The sequence below is a fragment of the Paracoccus onubensis genome (assembly GCF_003591515.1).
Lineage (GTDB): Bacteria > Pseudomonadota > Alphaproteobacteria > Rhodobacterales > Rhodobacteraceae > Paracoccus > Paracoccus onubensis.
In genome coordinates, this window is record NZ_QZCG01000016.1 from 64,376 (window position 1) to 83,373 (window position 18,998).

Consider the following 18,998-nt stretch of genomic DNA (forward strand, 5'->3'; position numbering starts at 1 on the left):
CGCGAATCGTGAAACGCCAAACCCATCCGGCCCCACGAAAAGGGGTGGACGGGAAAATTCCAGAGGATCGGGGCGAACTGGCCCGGATCATGACCACATAGGTTCTGGTACCCAAGGCGGAACTCCGCCGGGTGCGGGGCGTATAGGAGGAATCGGGGGGGCTGTCAATCCACCGCAGCGGATTTATACCCTGCCCGGTTCGCCATCCGCATATCGGCAATGTCAGGACGGCAGTTTTCGGAGCGCATCCTGCAGCGCCGTCAGATCGATGTCAAAGCGGCGCTTCAACGCATCCAGCTCCCAGGGCCGACTGTTATGGTCAGGCAACCGGAACGCGCTGTCATTCGTGTCGTGACGGCCGCGCAGGAACATGTTGCCGTCATGCAGGGTCACGGTCGGCATATGACAATGCAACTGATGATGCCCCCAGCCAAACAGGCCCTGACGCGAACCGGCAGGCAGATAGACCGTCTGCCCGCAATTCCAGGTCGAGGCGAATACGCGATGCAGATTGGCCTGCGTTCCGTCCGCCTCCAGTACGAAACCGCTGGTATAATCGCCACTGACCATCCCGTATTGCCGATATAGCGGTGCAAGATAGGTTTCGAAATCCCTGCGCACCCGGTCGATGTAATTCACGGCAACCGCATCGTCGTCATCCAGCCGGAACTGGGCGACGATATCGGTATCCGGATGCAGATATTTCGAGAATGGCGCATTACAGATCTGGAAATGCTTCCCCGGCGCGATAAATTCCAGCCTGACGACCGGACAATCCGCTACGGTTTCCGCCAGCTCATCCTGCCATTTCTGCGGCATGAGATCGCTTGCCAGCACGACGAAAAGAAAACCCTGATCACTCTGTGCCCGGATCGAGGGCATCACCACATGCCTGAACCATGCCATCCGAAGCGCAAGGCGGGATTCCTGAAACAGAAAGGCCCGGCGCTCATCCAGCGAGGCGGGACCGCGTTTGAACCCGCCCGTCGTCAACAGTGAAAAACGGCAAACCCCGATCGGCTGAATCTTCATATCGCCCAATTCGATCCTGTTAAGACTATCCCCCGCACGCGGCACCTTCCGGTTCGGCTCGGAGGCAGAGCCTGCTCTTACAACCCGGCTGCGATCTTTTCCAGCCATTGGGGTCTCAGGCCGAACCGCGCAGAAATCTGACGGTTCAGGGCCTCTTCGTCCAGTTGCCACGGCAGGCCCGGCCCCATATCACCCGAATCATTATCGCCGTGAAGCGTGCGGACGAACATCAGCGGACGTGTCACCGCCACGCCCGGCATCCATTGCGCCAGCTTGGAATGATCGTAATTCAATGCGGTTTCGTCCGCATCCGGAGGCAGGAAAATCGTCAAAGCGGCAGTCGCATTGTGGCAAATACGCGGGATCAGCCTGACCTTGCCTTTCTCGGATCTCAGGATCAGGCCGCGCGAATAATCGAGAGACAGCTTGCCCTCGGCTTTCCACAGGCCCTTTACACGACGAAAATCCTTGCGCGCCGCCTCGATGTAATTCACGGCGACGGCGTCGTCATCGTCATGGCGGAAATGCCCGATCACATCGGCGGACGGATCGATATGCGGCGCGACAGCCGCGCGGCATGCTTTCAGATGATATTTCATCGGCGGCACCAGCTCCAGCTTCAGTTGCGGGATCTCGGCTTCCAGGTCCCGCAACCTGCCCAGATAGGGCTCGGGCAGATCCGGCCCGGTCATCACGACCAGCGTAAAATCGGGATCCGTCTGCATGCGCCATGCCGGAAGAGCGATCTCGGTGAACCAGAACCAGCGTCGCGCAAGCCGCTGGGGATCGTAAAGATAAGCCCGCCGTTCATCATAGCTTTCGTGCTCGACCTGGTAGCCACGCATTCCGACATAGGAGAACCGGCAAAGCCCCAGCATCTGTACCCGCATCATTCCCCCTTCAATTGCGCTTCACGCCAGATGGAATAGATTCCGGCGCCAACGACAAGCGCCGCCCCGGTCCATGTCCAGATATCCGGCCATTCATGGAACACCAGCAGCCCTGCCACAATCGCCACGATCAGCGAAACATAGCGGAATGGCGCAACATAGCTGATCTCTCCGATCCGCATCGCGGCAACGGCGGTCATATAGCCAAGCGTCAGGAACGCACCGCCAAGCATAAGCAAAAGGATTTGTGATATCCCCGGCATAACCCAGCCCTGCCACAGGCTTGCCAGAAAGCCCATCAGGGTCACGGTCATTGCGGTATAGAACGCGATCGTGATCGAACTGACCCCCCGCCCGACAGTCCGGGTCACCAGATCACGCATTGCGACAAGCGCCACCGCCGCCAGGGCCACCAGCGACCAGATCCCGAATGTGTCGCTGCCCGGCCGCAGGATGATCATGACCCCGATCAACCCGATGGCAACCGCGCTCATCCGCCTCCAGCCCAGTTTTTCGCCGAACAGCAGGGCCGCCGACAACATCACCACAAGCGGCAGCGACTGCATGACTGCCGAAAGATCACCGATCGCCATATTCTGAAGTGCATTCAGGAACAGCACCGTCGACCCAAGCTCCCCCACGATCCGGAACGCCATCGCAACACGATCCGTGCGGGGAACCTGCAGGCGCAGCCCGCCGTCCCGCTGCGCAAGGATCATGATGCCAACCATCACCGCCAGCCCCCGCAAGGTCATGGCCTGATATAGCGGCATATCCTGTGTGACGAATTTCATCACCGTGTCATTGCAGGTGAATCCAACCATCGAGAAGCACATCAGCAAAGCGCCACGCAGATTGTCTCCGGGCTGATGGGGCTGTGTCCTGATCGAGGCGGGACTGACCCGCCGGAATGGCGATATAAGTGGCGTGCGCATTGATTTCCGTCCCTCTGCCCCAAGCGTTAGGCGGTCGTTCGGGCAGGAGCAAGGGGGAGAGATTACGGATAGGGGCCGATCAGGCAGCTCTTTCTGCCCGACGCCCCCGGGCCAACAGGATTTACGCCCCGTTCCTTGCCGCAATCGCATATAAAAAGGCCCGGCAAACGCCGGGCCTTTCCTGTCGCTTGGGCAGCGGGTTATTCTTGGCTGCCGGTATCGGGTGCCTCGGCCGGGGCGCTTTCCTCTGCCGGAGCGGGCGCAGCCAGAACCGCAGCCGCTTCGGCTTCAGCACGGCGGGCATCGATCACCTCGTTGTCGCGCTCGGTGGCGATACGGCGAACGCGCGAGGTCGCGCCACCCGTACCTGCCGGGATCAGGCGGCCGACGATGACGTTCTCTTTCAGCCCGACCAGCTTGTCGCGCTTGCCCTGAACCGAGGCTTCGGTCAGCACGCGGGTCGTTTCCTGGAAGGACGCCGCCGAGATGAAGCTGCGGGTCTGCAGGCTGGCCTTGGTGATGCCCAGCAGAACCGGTTCGCCTGTGGCCGGACGGCCGCCGCGCGCTTCGATCTTGGCATTTTCGGCGTCGAATTCGTCGCGCTCGACATGCTCGCCTTTCAGAAGCGTGGTCTCGCCGCTGTCGATGATCTCGATCTTCTGAAGCATCTGGCGAACGATCACCTCGATATGCTTGTCGTTGATCTTCACACCTTGCAGACGATACACGTCCTGAACCTCGTCGATCAGGTAATCGGCAAGCGCCTCGATCCCCATGATCCGCAGGATGTCATGCGGAGCCGGGTTACCGTCCATGATGTAGTCACCCTTCTGCACGAAGTCGCCTTCCTGCACCGGGATGTGCTTGCCTTTCGGCACCATGTACTCGACCGGCTCGCGCCCTTCTTCCGACGGCTCGATGGCGATGCGGCGCTTGTTCTTGTAGTCCTTGCCAAAGCGCACATAACCATCGATTTCGGCGATGATCGCGTGATCCTTGGGACGGCGGGCTTCGAACAGTTCCGCCACGCGGGGCAGACCCCCGGTGATGTCCTTGGTCCGTGCGCCTTCGCGCGGGATACGTGCAACCACGTCACCCGGACGAATTTCCTGCCCGTCCTCGATCGACAGAATGGCGTCCACCGACATCGGATAGCTGACCGGGTTGCCCTGCTCGTTGCGAACCGGTTCGCCGTTCTCATCCATGATGATGATCTCGGGCTTCAGATCGTTGCCCTTGGGCGCCGAGCGCCAGTCGGTCACGATCTTCTGCGACATGCCGGTCGCGTCATCGGTTTCGTCGCGCACGGACACACCCGAGGTCAGATCGACGAATTTGGCCACGCCGCCTTTTTCGGCGATGATCGGCAGGGTATAGGGATCCCATTCGAACAGCTTGGCGCCACGGATCACCCGCTCACCATCCTTCACGAACAACTTCGAGCCGTAGAACAGCTTGTGATTGGCACGCTCGTTGCCCTGATCATCAAGAATGACGATCTGCATGTTGCGCGACATCACGACAGGTTCGCCATTCGCGTTGGTCAGAACGTTCTCGTTCCGGAACTGCACGGTGCCTTCATGTGCCGAAGCCTGGAAGGATTGCTGTCCGCCCTGCGCGATACCGCCGATATGGAAGGTCCGCATGGTCAGCTGCGTGCCCGGCTCGCCGATCGACTGCGCGGCGATGATGCCGACGGCTTCGCCGATATTGACGATCGTGCCGCGCGCCAGATCACGGCCGTAGCACAGCGCACAGATGCCATCCTCGGATTCGCAGGTCAGGGCCGAACGGATACGGACGGTAGCCACTCCCGCCGCCTCGATCTCATCCGCCTTGCGCTCGTCGATCAGATCGCCCGCACGGACGATGATCTCGTTTTCGCCCGGAACCAGAACATCCTCGGCAGCAACCCGGCCAAGCACACGCTCGGACAGCGGGGCAATCACCTCGCCATCGTTCACGGCAGCCGCGGCAGTGATCGACTGATCCGTTCCGCAATCATGTTCGCGAATGATGCAGTCCTGCGCGACATCGACCAGACGCCGGGTCAGGTAACCCGAGTTCGCGGTTTTCAACGCGGTATCCGACAACCCCTTCCGGGCGCCGTGGGTCGAGTTGAAGTATTCAAGAACGGTCAGGCCTTCCTTGAAGTTCGAGATGATCGGCGTTTCGATGATCTCGCCATTCGGCTTGGCCATCAGCCCACGCATCCCGCCAAGCTGCTTCATCTGGTTGACCGAACCCCGGGCGCCCGAATGCGCCATCATATAGACGCTGTTCGGTTCCTTTTCGGCTCCGCCCTCGTCCTTCTTCTTGGCCGAGATGGTGGACATCATGGCTTCGGTCACACGGTCGTTGCATTTCGACCATGCGTCCACAACCTTGTTGTACTTCTCGCCCTGGGTGATGAGACCGTCCAGATATTGCTGTTCGAACTCCTTCACCTGGTCCTGCACCTCGTCGACGATCGTCCATTTGTTATCGGGAACGACCATATCGTCCTTGCCGAAGCTGATGCCGGCGCGGAACGCCTCGCGGAAACCCATGCCCATGATCTGGTCACAGAAGATCACCGACTCTTTCTGGCCACAGTAACGATAGACCGTGTCGATGACATACTGCACGTCTTTCTTGCGCAGCAGTCGGTTGACCAGCTCGAACGGAGCCTTGGCATTCATCGGCAACAACGCACCCAGCCGGATCCGGCCCGGTGTCGTCTCGTAGCGCTTGATGACCTCGTTGCCGTTCTCGTCGATCTGGCGCAGACGGGCGGTGACCCGTGCGTGCAGATGCACCTCACCGGCGGCAAGTGCGTGCTCGACCTCTTCGACATTGGCGAAGACCATGCCCTCGCCCTTCATGCCCTCGCGCTCCATCGTGATGTAATAGAGACCAAGGATCATGTCCTGAGACGGCACGATAATCGGCGCGCCGTTGGCGGGCGACAGCACGTTGTTCGTGGACATCATCAGCACGCGGGCTTCAAGCTGGGCCTCCAGCGACAGCGGCACGTGAACAGCCATCTGGTCGCCGTCGAAATCGGCGTTGAAGGCCGAACAGACCAGCGGATGAAGCTGGATCGCCTTGCCCTCGATCAGGATCGGCTCGAATGCCTGAATGCCCAGACGGTGCAGCGTCGGCGCGCGGTTCAGCAGAACCGGATGCTCACGGATGACTTCATCGAGAATATCCCAAACCTCGGGACGCTCCTTCTCGACCAGCTTTTTCGCCTGTTTGACGGTGCTGGACAGCCCTTTCGCCTCAAGCCGCGAATAGATGAACGGCTTGAACAGCTCCAGCGCCATTTTCTTGGGCAGGCCGCATTGATGCAGTTTCAGTTCCGGCCCGGTCACGATGACCGAGCGGCCCGAAAAGTCGACGCGCTTGCCCAGCAGGTTCTGACGGAAACGCCCCTGCTTGCCTTTCAGCATATCCGACAGCGATTTCAGCGGACGACGGTTGTTGCCGGTGATGACACGGCCGCGACGACCATTGTCGAACAGCGCATCAACCGATTCCTGCAACATCCGCTTTTCGTTACGCACGATGATATCGGGCGCACGAAGCTCGATCAGGCGCTTCAGGCGGTTATTCCGGTTGATCACCCGGCGATAGAGATCGTTCAGGTCCGAGGTCGCAAACCGGCCACCGTCCAGCGGCACCAGAGGGCGCAGCTCCGGCGGAATGACCGGAAGAACGGTCATGACCATCCATTCCGGACGGTTGCCGGATTCAAGGAAGCTCTCGACGATTTTCAGTCGTTTGATGATCTTTTTCGGCTTCAGTTCGCCGGTCGCCTCTTTCAGATCTTCGCGCAGTTGTTCGGCAGTCGCGCCAAGATCGATATTGGCCAGCATGGTCCGGATCGCTTCCGCGCCGATATCGGCGGTGAAAGCGTCGGCACCCCAGTTGTCCTGAGCGTCCATGAACTCTTCTTCGGTCATCAACTGACCATAGGTCAGATCCGTCAGACCGGGTTCGATCACGACGTAATTCTCGAAATAGAGAATCCGCTCAAGATCGCGCAGGGTCATGTCCAGCATCAACCCGATGCGCGACGGCAGCGACTTGAGGAACCAGATATGCGCAACCGGCGCGGCCAGTTCGATATGGCCCATGCGTTCACGGCGGACCTTTTGCAGCGTGACTTCAACGCCGCATTTCTCGCAGACGAGGCCGCGATATTTCATCCGCTTGTATTTGCCGCAAAGGCATTCGTAATCCTTGATCGGCCCGAAAATCCGGGCGCAGAACAGGCCATCGCGTTCCGGCTTGAAGGTCCGGTAGTTGATGGTTTCGGGTTTCTTCACCTCGCCAAAGGACCACGCGAGGATTTCCTCGGGTGATGCGAGCGAGATCTTGATTTCATCGAACTGCCGAGGCGCGGCCATCGGGTTCAAGGGATTGGTGGCAAGTTCCTGGTTCATTTTTCAATCCTTGTGAAAGGGCGCGGAAGAAGGGTGGTGAGGGTGGCAGCCCTCACTCTTCCTCTTCCTCCGCATCCAGGAGTTCCATATTGAGGCCCAGACCCCGGACCTCCTTGACCAGCACGTTGAACGATTCGGGCACACCGGCTTCGAAATTGTCCTCGCCCTTGACGATGGACTCGTAGACCTTGGTGCGGCCCGCCACGTCGTCCGACTTCACCGTCAGCATTTCCTGCAGGGTATAGGCGGCGCCATAGGCTTCCAGCGCCCAGACCTCCATCTCACCCAGACGCTGACCGCCGAACTGCGCCTTACCGCCCAGCGGCTGCTGGGTCACAAGGCTGTAAGGTCCGGTCGAGCGGGCATGCATCTTGTCGTCGACAAGGTGATGCAGCTTCAGGATATATTTCATGCCCACGGTAACCGGACGCGCGAACTGCTCGCCCGTGCGGCCGTCGAAGACGATGGATTGCCCCGAAGTATCGAAACCGGCGCGGGTCAATGCGTCGTTGATATCGGCCTCCTTGGCACCGTCAAAGACCGGCGTCGCGATCGGAACACCCGTACGCACCGCCTCGGCATGCTCGACAAGCCTGTCATCGTCCATATCCGCGAAGGTATCGGCATAGATGTCGTCGCCGTAGCCGTTCTGCATGGCGTCCCGAACCGGGCTCATATCGCCATCGCGGCGATAGGCTTCAAGCGCCTCGTCGATCTTGATGCCAAGACCGCGCGATGCCCAACCCATATGGGTTTCGAGGATCTGCCCGACATTCATCCGCGACGGCACGCCCAGCGGGTTCATCACCAGATCGACCGGGGTTCCGTCCGCAAGGAACGGCATATCCTCCATCGGCACGACTTTCGAGACGACACCCTTGTTGCCGTGACGACCGGCCATCTTGTCGCCCGCCTGAAGCTTGCGCTTCACGGCGACGAAAACCTTGACCATCTTCATCACGCCCGGCGGCAGATCGTCACCTTGACGGACCTTTTCGACCTTGTCTTCAAAGCGAGCCTCAAGCGCCTTCTTCTGGCTGTCGTATTGCTGATTCAGCGCCTCGACTTCCTTGGCGATATCCTCTTCACTGACCGCAAGCTGCCACCACTGGCCACGGCTCAGCGTGCCCAGCAGTTCTTCGGTGATCTCGGATTTCGGCTTGATGCCTTTCGGTCCTTTGACGGCAAGCTTGCCGATGATCAGCGATTTCAGGCGCGCATAGATGTTACGGTCAAGGATCGCCTGCTCGTCGTCACGGTCGCGTGCCAGACGCTCGACTTCCTCGCGCTCGATCTGCAACGCACGCTCGTCTTTGTCGACGCCGTGGCGGTTGAAGACCCGCACTTCGACAATGGTCCCGTAAGCACCCGGCGGCAGACGCAGCGAGGTATCGCGAACATCCGACGCCTTTTCACCGAAGATCGCGCGAAGCAGCTTTTCTTCAGGCGTCATCGGGCTTTCGCCCTTGGGCGTGATCTTACCGACCAGAATATCGCCCGGTCCGACCTCGGCCCCGATATAGACGACGCCCGCTTCATCAAGATTGCGCAGCGCCTCTTCACCCACGTTCGGGATATCGCGGGTGATTTCCTCGGGCCCAAGCTTGGTATCACGCGCGGCGACTTCATACTCATCGATATGGATCGAGGTGAATACGTCGTCACGGTGAATCCGCTCGGAGATCAGGATCGAGTCCTCGTAGTTGTAGCCGTTCCACGGCATGAAGGCGACGACCACGTTCCGCCCAATGGCCAGTTCCCCCAGATCGGTCGAGGGACCGTCGGCAATCACCTGACCGCCCACGACTTTCTCGCCCACCTTGACCAGCGGACGCTGGTTGATGGTCGAGGATTGGTTCGAACGCTTGAACTTGCGCAGACGGTAGATATCCACGCCCGCATCGCCGGCTTCCAGCCCTTCGGTGGCGCGGACAACGATCCGCTGGGCATCGACCTGATCGATGACCCCGCCACGACGCGCCATGATCGCAGCGCCGGAATCGCGGGCCACGATGGCCTCCATCCCGGTACCGACGAAAGGCGCTTCGGCCCGCAGCAGCGGCACGGCCTGACGTTGCATGTTCGAGCCCATCAAGGCGCGGTTGGCGTCGTCGTTTTCAAGGAACGGAATCAACGCGGCAGCGACCGAAACCAGCTGCTTGGGCGACACGTCGATCAGATCGACGGCATCGACCGGGTTCAGCATGAAATCGCCCGCCTGACGGGTGCTGACCAGTTCCTGAACGAATTTGCCGTTTTCATCCAGCTCCGCATTGGCCTGCGCGACCGTGTGGCGCATCTCCTCTGTCGCCGACATATAGACGACGTCGTCGGTCACCTGACCGTCTTCGACCTTGCGATAAGGGGTTTCGATAAAGCCGTATTTGTTCACCCGCGCGAAAGTCGCGAGGCTGTTGATCAGACCGATATTCTGGCCTTCCGGCGTTTCGATCGGGCACATCCGGCCATAATGGGTCGGGTGAACGTCGCGAACCTCGAAGCCCGCACGCTCGCGCGTCAGACCGCCCGGCCCAAGCGCCGACAGGCGGCGTTTATGCGTCACCTCTGACAGCGGGTTGGTCTGGTCCATGAATTGCGAAAGCTGCGACGACCCGAAGAATTCACGCACCGCGGCCGCCGCCGGTTTGGCGTTGATCAGATCCTGCGGCATCACGGTGTCGATTTCAGTCTGCGACATGCGCTCGCGGATCGCCCGCTCCATACGCAGCAGGCCGACGCGATACTGGTTCTCCATCAATTCGCCGACCGAACGCACACGCCGGTTGCCCAAATGGTCGATATCGTCGATCTCACCCTTGCCGTCGCGCAGTTCCACAAGGCCGCGCACACAGGCCACGATATCCTCGGGGCGCAGGGTGCGCTGCGTGTCCGGCGCATCCAGATCCAGACGCATATTCATCTTGACCCGGCCGACGGCGGACAGATCGTAACGCTCGGAATCGAAGAACAGGCTGTCGAAAAGGGTCGAGGCGGCCTCGACGGTGGGCGGCTCGCCCGGGCGCATGACGCGATAGATATCCATCAACGCCTGTTCCCGATTCATGTTCTTGTCCGAGGCCATCGTGTTGCGGATATAAGGGCCGACATTGACGTGATCGATATCCAGAACCGGAATATCCGCCACGCCATTATCCAGCAGCACCTTCAGCAGGCCACCGCTCAGGTCGCCTTCCTTGTCATATTCCGCCGTGATCTCATCGCCGGCCTCGGCATAGATGAAACCGGTTTCCTCGTTGATGATATCCTTGGCGACGAAACGGCCGACGATACGGTCGAAGGGAACAAGCAGGTTCACCTGCTCGCCCGAATCCAGCAATTGCTTGACCAAACGCGGAGTCACCTTGTCGCCCGCCTTGGTGATCACTTCACCGGTATCGGCATTCACCAGATCATAGGCCGGGCGCGTACCACGGACCCGCTCGGGGAAGAAGCGCGTGATCCAGCCCTGATTCTTGCGCAGAGTGTAGTCAACCGTCTCATAGAAAGCATCCATGATGCCTTCCTGATCCATGCCAAGCGCGTAAAGCAGGGTCGTCACCGGCAATTTCCGGCGGCGGTCGATGCGCGCGAAAACCAGATCCTTGGCGTCGAACTCGAAATCCAGCCAGGAACCGCGATAGGGGATGATCCGGCAGGCGAACAGCAGCTTGCCCGAGCTGTGCGTCTTGCCACGGTCATGGTCGAAGAACACGCCGGGGCTGCGATGCATCTGGCTGACGACAACACGTTCGGTTCCGTTCACGATGAAGGTACCGTTCTGGGTCATCAGGGGCATATCGCCCATATAGACGTCTTGTTCCTTGATATCCTTGACGGAACGCGCCCCGGTATTCTCGTCGACATCGAACACGATCAGCCGCAGGGTGACCTTCAGCGGCGCCGAAAAGGTCATGTCGCGCTGCTGGCATTCGTCGACATCGTATTTCGGACGTTCGAGAGCGTATTTCACGAATTCCAGCGTCGCGGTTTCGTTGAAATCCTTGATCGGAAACACCGACTGGAAAACACCCTGAATGCCGTCGCCGTCGTTATGACCCTCGCCTTCACCCGATTTCAGGAAAAGTTCGTAAGAAGATTTCTGAACCTCGATCAGGTTCGGCATCTCCAGTACTTCGCGGATATTGCCATAATAGCGGCGGATACGCTTCTGACCGACATAAGATTGCGCCATGGGATCTAGTCACCTTTCGTCTTCGCTCGCGTCTCGGGTCGGGGCCCCCGAGGCGCGGCCTGCGAATACAGGGTTGGAGTTCCATACTTGCCGCCCGTCCCACCGTGCAGCGCCCGAACTCCGAACATGCCCTGAAGGAAGGTCTGACGTTGCGTCACCGCAAACCGCCCTTCAAGACAGGTTCGGCAGGGACCGGAAAACCCCGGACCCTGCCCATTCCGATCAGCCGTGAAGGCCGATTATTTCAGCTCGACCTTGGCGCCAGCCGCTTCGAGCTTCGTTTTCAGCTCTTCGGCTTCGTCCTTGGAAGCGCCTTCCTTGACTTTGCCGCCAGCTTCGACCAGGTCTTTGGCTTCTTTCAGGCCCAGACCGGTGATGCCGCGAACTTCCTTGATCACGTTGATCTTGTTGGCACCGGCTTCGACGAGAACAACGTCGAATTCGGTTTTTTCTTCGGCAGCGCCAGCGTCACCGCCAGCAGCCGGACCGGCCATCATTACCGCGCCGCCAGCGGCGGGCTCGATGCCATATTCATCCTTGAGGATGGTCTTCAGTTCCTGGGCTTCCAGCAGGGTCAGGCCCACGATTTCTTCGGCGAGTTTCTTAAGATCAGCCATTTTTCCGTTCTTTCAGTTAGTGTTCCAACGTCGGGTATTCAACCACTTGTCGGGAATGGGTTGCTATCTATGCAGCTTCACGCTCTTCCAGAGTCGTGAGGATGCTTGCGATATTGCTTGCAGGTGCGCCAATCGCTCCGGCGATGTTCGAGGCGGGTGCACCGATGCAACCCACGATCGAAGCGATAAGCTCGTCGCGCGAAGGCATCGCGGCAACGGCTTTCACGCCGGAAACGTCCAGAGCCGAGTCACCCATTGCACCGCCAAGGATCACGAATTTCTCGTTATCCTTGGCGTATTTGTCGGCGACCTTCGCAGCAGCGACAGGGTCCTCCGAATAGGTGAGCACGGTCATGCCCGTCAGGTGTTCTGCAATGCTTGCGCATGGCTTACCCTCAAGGGCGATCTTGGCGAGCCTGTTCTTGGCAACACGCACCGCACCACCGGCTTCGCGCATACGCGCGCGCAGGTCCTGCATTTGCGCAACCGTCATCCCTTCGTAGTGGGCAACCACCACGACGCCAGAGCTTTCAAAGATCTGGCCGAGTTCCTCGACCACTTGCTCTTTTTGTGCTCTATCCACGGTTTCACTCCAATTTGGGGGTTTCCCCCCGGCTCTCACATTTCCCGGCCCATAAGGACCGGGTCGGGTCCGCCAGGGACAAGATCGCCCGAAGGCCAGCCTTCGGAAAAACGCTTGTTCCCCATCTCGGGAAGGACATTAAGCCGTCACCCTTGCAGGATCGGGCACCCTCCGTCTCGGACAGGACGGGGCGGCTTTGCGGCAGCCCCGCCATTCGCCGGATTGCTCCGGCAAATTTCGTCAGGCTTCGGTCGTTGCCGAAGCGATATCCACCGAAACGCCCGGCCCCATGGTCGAGCTGATCGAGACCTTTTTCATATAGGTCCCTTTCGCGCCCGAGGGCTTGGCCTTGTTCACGGCATCCACAAAAGCACGCAGATTCTCGGCCAGCTTGTCGGCCTCGAAGGACGCCTTGCCGATTCCGGCATGAACGACACCGGCTTTCTCGGCCTTGAACTGGACCTCACCGCCCTTGGCCGCTTTGACGGCATCCGCGACATCCATCGTCACCGTACCGACCTTGGGGTTCGGCATCAGGTTCCGGGGACCAAGGATTTTGCCCAGACGTCCGACCAGCGGCATCATGTCGGGGGTGGCGATGCAGCGGTCGAATTCGATCTTGCCCGACTGCACGGTTTCCATCAGATCCTCGGCGCCGATGATATCGGCACCGGCCTCTTTCGCTTCGTCGGCCTTGGGACCGCGGGCGAAGACGGCGACGCGGACATCCTTGCCGGTTCCGGCAGGCAGCGTCACGACCCCACGCACCATCTGATCGGCATGACGCGGGTTCACACCCAGATTCATCGCGATCTCGACGCTTTCATCGAATTTCGCGGTGGCATTGTCCTTGACCAGCTTGACCGCCTCTTCGACCGAGAGATTCGATTTGCCCTCGAAGGCAGCGCGGGCTGCGGCTTTTTTCTTGGAAATCTTTGCCATGACTTAGCCTCTCACCTCGATACCGATCGACTTGGCTGAACCAAGAATGATCTTCATCGCCTGATCGACGTCATTGGCTGACAGGTCGGCCATCTTCGCTTCAGCGATCTCGCGCACCTGCTTGACGGTCACATAGCCAGCCGTCTCACGGCCGGGCTTTTCCCCACCGCGCGCACGGTTCCGTTTGCCCTGAGGCTTCAGGCCCGCCGCCTTCTTCAGCAGGAAGGATGCCGGAGGAGTCTTCGTCTCGAAGGTAAAGGATTTGTCCGCGTAATAGGTGATGACCACCGGAACGGGGGCGCCCTTTTCCATCTCCTGCGTCTTGGCGTTGAACGCCTTGCAGAATTCCATGATATTGATCCCGCGTTGACCCAGCGCAGGGCCGACGGGGGGCGACGGGTTGGCTTCGCCCGCCTTGATCTGCAGCTTCAGCTGCCCGACTACTTTCTTGGCCATCTGGCCTTCTCCTTCATCATCACGCCCCGCCCGTCATTGGGTCCATGGGGCCGACTTAGCGGTACGGCTCTCGCCTCCCGCGACCAATCACGAGGCCTTGGCGACCTGCGTGAATTCCAGTTCGACCGGCGTCGGCCGGCCGAAGATCGATACCGTGACCTTGAGACGGGAGGCCGCATCGTCGACCTCTTCCACCATCCCCGAAAAGCCCTCGAAAGGCCCGTCGGTCACATTCACCTTCTCGCCCACATCGAAGCGGATCAGGTTACGCGGCGCGGCATCTTCCCCTTCGCCGGTGCGGCTCAGGATCGTGTTCACCTCTTCGTCACGCATCGGCATGGGCTTGCCATGGGCGCCAAGAAATCCGCTGACCCGGTTGATCGAGTTCACCAGATGATAGCTGCGATCCGTCATTTCCATCCGGACCAGGACATAACCGGGCATGAAGCGACGCTCAGAGGTCACTTTCTTGCCACGGCGAATTTCAATCACCTCTTCGGTCGGGACCAGAACCTCTTCAATCTGGTCCTCAAGCCCCTTTTCAGCGACCGCCAGACGAATCGCCTCGGCGACTTTCTTTTCGAAGTTCGAAAGAACGCTGACCGAGTACCAACGTTTTGCCATGCCTCTAGCGACCCCTGCTCACCACCGGGAGAATCACGCGGATCCGCGCCAACCCCTTGAATTCAAATCGTTCCGACAAAATCGAAATCGGCGCGCATATCGATTCGATGCACGCCGTTCGCCGGACAGTCGGGCGCACATACCGCCGCCCGCGCGAAAATGCAAGCCCCGATCAACCGCTTATCAGCTTCAGCCCCTCGGTCAATCCGGTCCGAATCACCAAATCCACGAGAAAGAAGAACAGGCTGGTCAGTGCCGCCATGATCAGCACCATGATAGTCGTGGTCACGACTTCACGGCGCGTCGGCCATGTGATCTTCGCACCCTCGGCGCGAACCTGTGTGATGAATTTGACGGGATTGGTGGCCACGATCGGCTCCTTCGTATATGCAGAGGGTGATGTAGCCAAACTTGACCGTTCTTTCAAGCCTGTTACGTCGCTGCGCGGGATGGGGTCGCATTCACGAAGGAACGGGCGGTGATTTGGGCTTTGCGATGGCGAAGCGCGCATTATCTTTGCGTCATGACAGGGATCAAACTGCACAAACGGCTAAGGGATATGCGGGACGAGGCCATTCGCCGCCCGGAATATCGCGTGGTTTACGCCCATGCCCTGACGGTCGCGCATATGAACGGTCAGCTGATCGCCAGCGATCATCCATCATGGGCGGCAATCGACAAGGCAATCGCGGCAGCGCGCAACGGAGCGCCGGATGCGCTTGACACGATCGAGCGGGAATTGCTTCGGCTGCGCGATCGTCTGGCCGTCCGGGAGTGATCGCCCGCGCCTGAAGGCAGGCGGAAGATATTCGCGCATGACGTATCGGAAAGATGCGACGGTTCAAATGGCAGGGGCAGAGGGACTCGAACCCACGACCCTCGGTTTTGGAGACCGATGCTCTACCAACTGAGCTATACCCCTGTGGCCGTGCGCCCGTTTACGGCAGCCGCAATGCCGGTGCAAGGGGGCATTGCGCGCTTTATGTCATTCCGCGGCATCGGCGGTCAGGAATCCTCCAGACTGGCGCGACCACAGGCGCGCGTACAGGCCGTCCCGCGCCAGAAGCTCGCCATGGGTGCCCTGCTCGACGATCCGGCCGCCATCCATGACGATCAGCCGATCCATCGCGGCAATGGTCGATAGCCGGTGAGCAATCGCAATCACCGTCTTGCCCTCCATCAATGCCTCCAGCCGGGACTGGATTGCCGCTTCGACCTCGCTGTCCAGCGCGCTTGTCGCCTCGTCCAGCACCAGAATGGGCGCGTCCTTCAACGCCACCCGTGCAATCGCAATCCGCTGACGCTGGCCGCCCGACAGCTTGACGCCCCGCTCGCCCACATGGGCATCCAGCCCGCGCCGCCCGTAACTATCCGACAGAGCCGGAACGAAACCCTGCGCTTCCGCGGTACGCAATGCCTCTGCGATCTCGTCTTCACCCGCATCCGGTCGTCCATAGGCGATATTCTCGCGCACCGAGCGGTGCAGCAGCGAGTTGTCCTGGGTCACCACGCCGATGGCGGCGCGCAGACTGTCCTGCGTGACCTGCGAGATATCCTGCCCGTCAATGGTGATCCGGCCCTCTTCGATATCGTGGAAGCGCAGCAGCAGATTCACCAGCGTCGACTTCCCCGCTCCCGAGCGCCCGACCAGCCCAACCCGCTCACCCGGAGCAATATGCAAGGTCAGATCGTTCAGTACCGCAAGCGGCCGCGCCGAGGTCACACCCATGTAGCGGAAGGTGACCTGATCGAAGCGCACCTCGCCCGGCCCGGTGACCAGCGGACGGGCGCCCGGCACATCGACGACCTGTCTCGGCATGGCAAGCGTGGTGATCCCGTCACGTACCGTGCCGATATTCTCGAACAGCGCGGCGAATTCCCACATGATCCAATGCGCCATATTGTTCAACCGCAGCGCCAGCGGCACCGCAATCGCAACCGCGCCCACGGCAATCTGCCCGACGCTCCACAGCCAAAGGCCAAGCGTCGTGACCACGGCCACGAGCATCACGTTCAGGGCATTCAGCGTGATATCCTGAATGCTGGACAGGCGCATCTGCCGATGCACCGTTTGCAGAAAGGCGTCCATGCCCTCCTGCATCCACTCTTCCTCGCGCGTCGAATGCGAGAACAGCTTGACCGTGGCGATATTGGTATAACTGTCCACCACCCGTCCGGTCATGGCCGAACGGGCATCCGCCTGCGCCTTCGCCACCTCGCCCAGTCGCGGCACGATCAGCCATAGCAGCGTGCCGTAACCTATGGCCCATGCCAGGAAAGGTATCGCCAACCGCCAGTCCTGACTCGCCGCAAGCACCATGGCGCCCAGGAAATAGATCAGCACATAGCTGCCCACATCCATGATTTTCATCGCGACTTCGCGCACGGCAAGCGCGGTCTGCATCAGCCGCTGCGCAATCCTGCCAGAGAATTCATCCTGAAAGTAACCGATGGACTGCCGCAGCAGATAACGATGCGCCTGCCAGCGAATCCGCTGCGGAAAATTTCCCATCACCGACTGATTAAGGATCAACGCGCCCAGCAAATTGATGGCGGGCATCAGGACCAGCAGGACGACAGCCATCATGGCCAGACGCGCGCCATGCTGCTGCCAGAATATCTCGCGCGGGGTATCGGAAAGGCGATTGACCAACTCGCCCAGCCAGTTGAACAGCAGCACTTCGATCACGGCAATCGCACTGGAGATAAGCGCAAGCGAAATCATCCACGGCAAGGCGCCGCGGCTGTAATGCAGCACGAATCGCCACAACGACCGCGGCGGCATTTCCGGCGTGTCGATGGGATAAGGATCGATGCGACGCTCGAACCACGCGAACATGGTGTCACCCGGGATTGCGAAATGAATGGATCAGGAACGCCAGTGCTGACCAAATTTTACCATTTAGTCAAGCGGGGGAGCATCGGGAATTTCCGGGCATGTCGGCACTGCCGGCAGCCCCGATGGCAAGGCCGGCTTCAACCTGATCTGCTCAACGAAAAAGGCCGCCCCCGAAGGAGCGGCCCAATTCAGCCATCAGTGATCTCAGTTCACTGGATAATTTTAGAGACGACGCCTGCGCCGACGGTGCGTCCGCCTTCGCGGATGGCGAAGCGCAGTTTCTCTTCCATCGCGATCGGGGCGATCAGCTCAACCTCGAATTTCAGGTTGTCGCCAGGCATCACCATCTCCGTGCCTTCCGGCAGGTTGACGGTCCCGGTCACGTCGGTCGTGCGGAAGTAGAATTGCGGACGGTAATTCGCAAAGAACGGCGTGTGACGGCCACCCTCTTCCTTGGTCAGGATATAGGCCTCGGCCTCGAACTTGGTGTGCGGCTTCACAGAACCCGGCTTGCACAGAACCTGACCGCGCTCAACGCCGTCACGCTCGATACCGCGCAGAAGCGCGCCGATATTGTCGCCCGCTTCACCACGATCCAGAAGCTTGCGGAACATCTCCACGCCCGTGCAGGTGGTTTTCTTGGTGTCGCGGATACCCACGATTTCCAGCTCGTCGCCCACATTAACCGCGCCACGCTCGACACGGCCGGTCACAACCGTACCACGACCCGAAATCGAGAACACATCCTCGATCGGCATCAGGAAGGGCTGATCCACGGCACGCTCGGGCGTCGGGATGTATTCGTCGACCGCTTTCAGAAGCTCGCGGATCGAGTTCTCGCCGATTTCCGGATCCCGGCCCTCAAGCGCAGCCAGAGCCGAGCCCTTGATGATCGGAATATCGTCGCCCGGATAGTCATAGCTGGTCAGCAGCTCGCGCACTTCCATCTCGACCAGTTCCAGCAATTCCTCGTCATCCACCTGATCCACCTTGTTCAGGTAAACCACCATATAGGGAATGCCCACCTGACGGCCCAGCAGGATATGCTCGCGCGTTTGCGGCATCGGGCCGTCGGCGGCGTTCACCACCAGGATCGCCCCGTCCATCTGCGCCGCGCCGGTGATCATGTTCTTCACATAGTCCGCGTGGCCCGGGCAGTCCACATGCGCATAGTGACGCGAGTCGGTTTCATATTCCACATGCGCCGTCGAGATCGTGATCCCCCGCGCCTTCTCTTCCGGCGCGCCGTCGATCTGGTCATAGGCCCGGAAATCGCCAAAATACTTCGTGATCGCTGCCGTCAAAGTCGTCTTGCCGTGGTCAACGTGACCAATCGTCCCGATATTGACGTGCGGTTTGTTCCGTTCAAACTTTGCCTTTGCCATCTAGGGCCTCCTGATCGCGGGGCACGGCGTAACAAGGCCCCGGTTGAATGTGCGCCGCCATGTATAAGCCGCG

14 protein-coding genes and 1 tRNA gene are annotated in these 18,998 nt (G+C 60.0%); 1 reads left to right on the forward strand and 14 read right to left on the reverse strand.

Going from position 1 to position 18,998, the window contains the following annotated elements:
* Nucleotides 1-222 precede the first annotated feature (222 nt).
* From D3P04_RS20025 to secE, 11 genes are all read right to left on the reverse strand, one after another.
* Entirely contained in the window at nucleotides 223-1,140 is a 918-nt protein-coding gene (locus D3P04_RS20025; RefSeq protein ID WP_119751645.1) for a glycosyltransferase, read from the reverse strand.
* A complete protein-coding gene (locus D3P04_RS20030; RefSeq protein ID WP_232845099.1) occupies nucleotides 1,110-1,925 on the reverse strand; it encodes a glycosyltransferase in 816 nt (271 codons plus the stop codon). The genes D3P04_RS20025 and D3P04_RS20030 overlap by 31 nt, the downstream gene beginning before the upstream one ends.
* Nucleotides 1,922-2,857, reverse strand: a complete 936-nt coding sequence (locus D3P04_RS20035; RefSeq protein WP_119751646.1) for a DMT family transporter — start codon at nucleotides 2,855-2,857, stop codon at nucleotides 1,922-1,924. The genes D3P04_RS20030 and D3P04_RS20035 overlap by 4 nt, the downstream gene beginning before the upstream one ends.
* 200 nt (nucleotides 2,858-3,057) lie before the next feature.
* Nucleotides 3,058-7,287: a DNA-directed RNA polymerase subunit beta' gene (gene rpoC, locus D3P04_RS20040; RefSeq protein ID WP_119751647.1), complete on the reverse strand. Its 4,230-nt coding sequence runs from the start codon at nucleotides 7,285-7,287 to the stop codon at nucleotides 3,058-3,060.
* Nucleotides 7,288-7,339: 52 nt separating this feature from the next.
* Nucleotides 7,340-11,479, reverse strand: coding sequence for a DNA-directed RNA polymerase subunit beta (rpoB, locus tag D3P04_RS20045; protein ID WP_119751648.1), 4,140 nt, complete (start codon nucleotides 11,477-11,479; stop codon nucleotides 7,340-7,342).
* Nucleotides 11,480-11,718: 239 nt separating this feature from the next.
* Entirely contained in the window at nucleotides 11,719-12,096 is a 378-nt protein-coding gene (gene rplL / locus D3P04_RS20050) for a 50S ribosomal protein L7/L12 (protein WP_119751649.1), read from the reverse strand.
* Between the two features lie 67 nt (nucleotides 12,097-12,163).
* Nucleotides 12,164-12,679: a 50S ribosomal protein L10 gene (rplJ, locus tag D3P04_RS20055; RefSeq protein WP_119751650.1), complete on the reverse strand. Its 516-nt coding sequence runs from the start codon at nucleotides 12,677-12,679 to the stop codon at nucleotides 12,164-12,166.
* Between the two features lie 240 nt (nucleotides 12,680-12,919).
* Nucleotides 12,920-13,621 (reverse strand): 50S ribosomal protein L1, encoded by a 702-nt coding sequence (gene rplA / locus D3P04_RS20060; protein WP_119751651.1) that lies wholly within the window; start codon nucleotides 13,619-13,621, stop codon nucleotides 12,920-12,922.
* A gap of 3 nt (nucleotides 13,622-13,624) precedes the next feature.
* Nucleotides 13,625-14,077: a 50S ribosomal protein L11 gene (rplK, locus tag D3P04_RS20065; RefSeq protein WP_119751652.1), complete on the reverse strand. Its 453-nt coding sequence runs from the start codon at nucleotides 14,075-14,077 to the stop codon at nucleotides 13,625-13,627.
* Between the two features lie 87 nt (nucleotides 14,078-14,164).
* Nucleotides 14,165-14,701, reverse strand: coding sequence for a transcription termination/antitermination protein NusG (gene nusG, locus D3P04_RS20070; RefSeq protein WP_119751653.1), 537 nt, complete (start codon nucleotides 14,699-14,701; stop codon nucleotides 14,165-14,167).
* A gap of 172 nt (nucleotides 14,702-14,873) precedes the next feature.
* Nucleotides 14,874-15,074 (reverse strand): preprotein translocase subunit SecE, encoded by a 201-nt coding sequence (gene secE / locus D3P04_RS23800; protein WP_232845103.1) that lies wholly within the window; start codon nucleotides 15,072-15,074, stop codon nucleotides 14,874-14,876.
* A gap of 105 nt (nucleotides 15,075-15,179) precedes the next feature.
* On the opposite strand from secE, the gene D3P04_RS20080 reads away from it, so the two are divergent.
* Entirely contained in the window at nucleotides 15,180-15,479 is a 300-nt protein-coding gene (locus D3P04_RS20080) for a hypothetical protein (RefSeq protein WP_232845100.1), read from the forward strand.
* 68 nt (nucleotides 15,480-15,547) lie between these two features.
* Here the strand turns inward: D3P04_RS20080 and D3P04_RS20085 are convergent.
* The 3 genes from D3P04_RS20085 to tuf all read right to left on the reverse strand — a co-directional run bounded on the left by D3P04_RS20085 (nucleotide 15,548) and on the right by tuf (nucleotide 18,925).
* A tRNA-Trp gene (locus D3P04_RS20085) sits at nucleotides 15,548-15,623 on the reverse strand.
* A gap of 63 nt (nucleotides 15,624-15,686) precedes the next feature.
* The gene (locus tag D3P04_RS20090) at nucleotides 15,687-17,540 is read right to left on the reverse strand and encodes an ABC transporter ATP-binding protein (RefSeq protein WP_119751655.1); all 1,854 of its coding nucleotides are present in this window, start codon (nucleotides 17,538-17,540) and stop codon (nucleotides 15,687-15,689) included.
* A 209-nt stretch (nucleotides 17,541-17,749) separates the two neighbouring features.
* Nucleotides 17,750-18,925: an elongation factor Tu gene (gene tuf, locus D3P04_RS20095; RefSeq protein ID WP_119751642.1), complete on the reverse strand. Its 1,176-nt coding sequence runs from the start codon at nucleotides 18,923-18,925 to the stop codon at nucleotides 17,750-17,752.
* Nucleotides 18,926-18,998: the final 73 nt, after the last annotated feature.

What these genes read in the sequence shown, in the direction of transcription:
- D3P04_RS20025 (WP_119751645.1), bottom strand. Translation starts at nt 1,140, where the DNA reads ATGGCTGGAAAAGATCGCAGCCGGGTTGTAAGAGCAGGCTCTGCCTCC.
- D3P04_RS20030 (WP_232845099.1), bottom strand. Translation starts at nt 1,925, where the DNA reads ATGATGCGGGTACAGATGCTGGGGCTTTGCCGGTTCTCCTATGTCGGA.
- D3P04_RS20035 (WP_119751646.1), bottom strand. Translation starts at nt 2,857, where the DNA reads ATGCGCACGCCACTTATATCGCCATTCCGGCGGGTCAGTCCCGCCTCG.
- rpoC (WP_119751647.1), bottom strand. Translation starts at nt 7,287, where the DNA reads ATGAACCAGGAACTTGCCACCAATCCCTTGAACCCGATGGCCGCGCCT.
- rpoB (WP_119751648.1), bottom strand. Translation starts at nt 11,479, where the DNA reads ATGGCGCAATCTTATGTCGGTCAGAAGCGTATCCGCCGCTATTATGGC.
- rplL (WP_119751649.1), bottom strand. Translation starts at nt 12,096, where the DNA reads ATGGCTGATCTTAAGAAACTCGCCGAAGAAATCGTGGGCCTGACCCTG.
- rplA (WP_119751651.1), bottom strand. Translation starts at nt 13,621, where the DNA reads ATGGCAAAGATTTCCAAGAAAAAAGCCGCAGCCCGCGCTGCCTTCGAG.
- rplK (WP_119751652.1), bottom strand. Translation starts at nt 14,077, where the DNA reads ATGGCCAAGAAAGTAGTCGGGCAGCTGAAGCTGCAGATCAAGGCGGGC.
- nusG (WP_119751653.1), bottom strand. Translation starts at nt 14,701, where the DNA reads ATGGCAAAACGTTGGTACTCGGTCAGCGTTCTTTCGAACTTCGAAAAG.
- D3P04_RS20090 (WP_119751655.1), bottom strand. Translation starts at nt 17,540, where the DNA reads ATGTTCGCGTGGTTCGAGCGTCGCATCGATCCTTATCCCATCGACACG.
- tuf (WP_119751642.1), bottom strand. Translation starts at nt 18,925, where the DNA reads ATGGCAAAGGCAAAGTTTGAACGGAACAAACCGCACGTCAATATCGGG.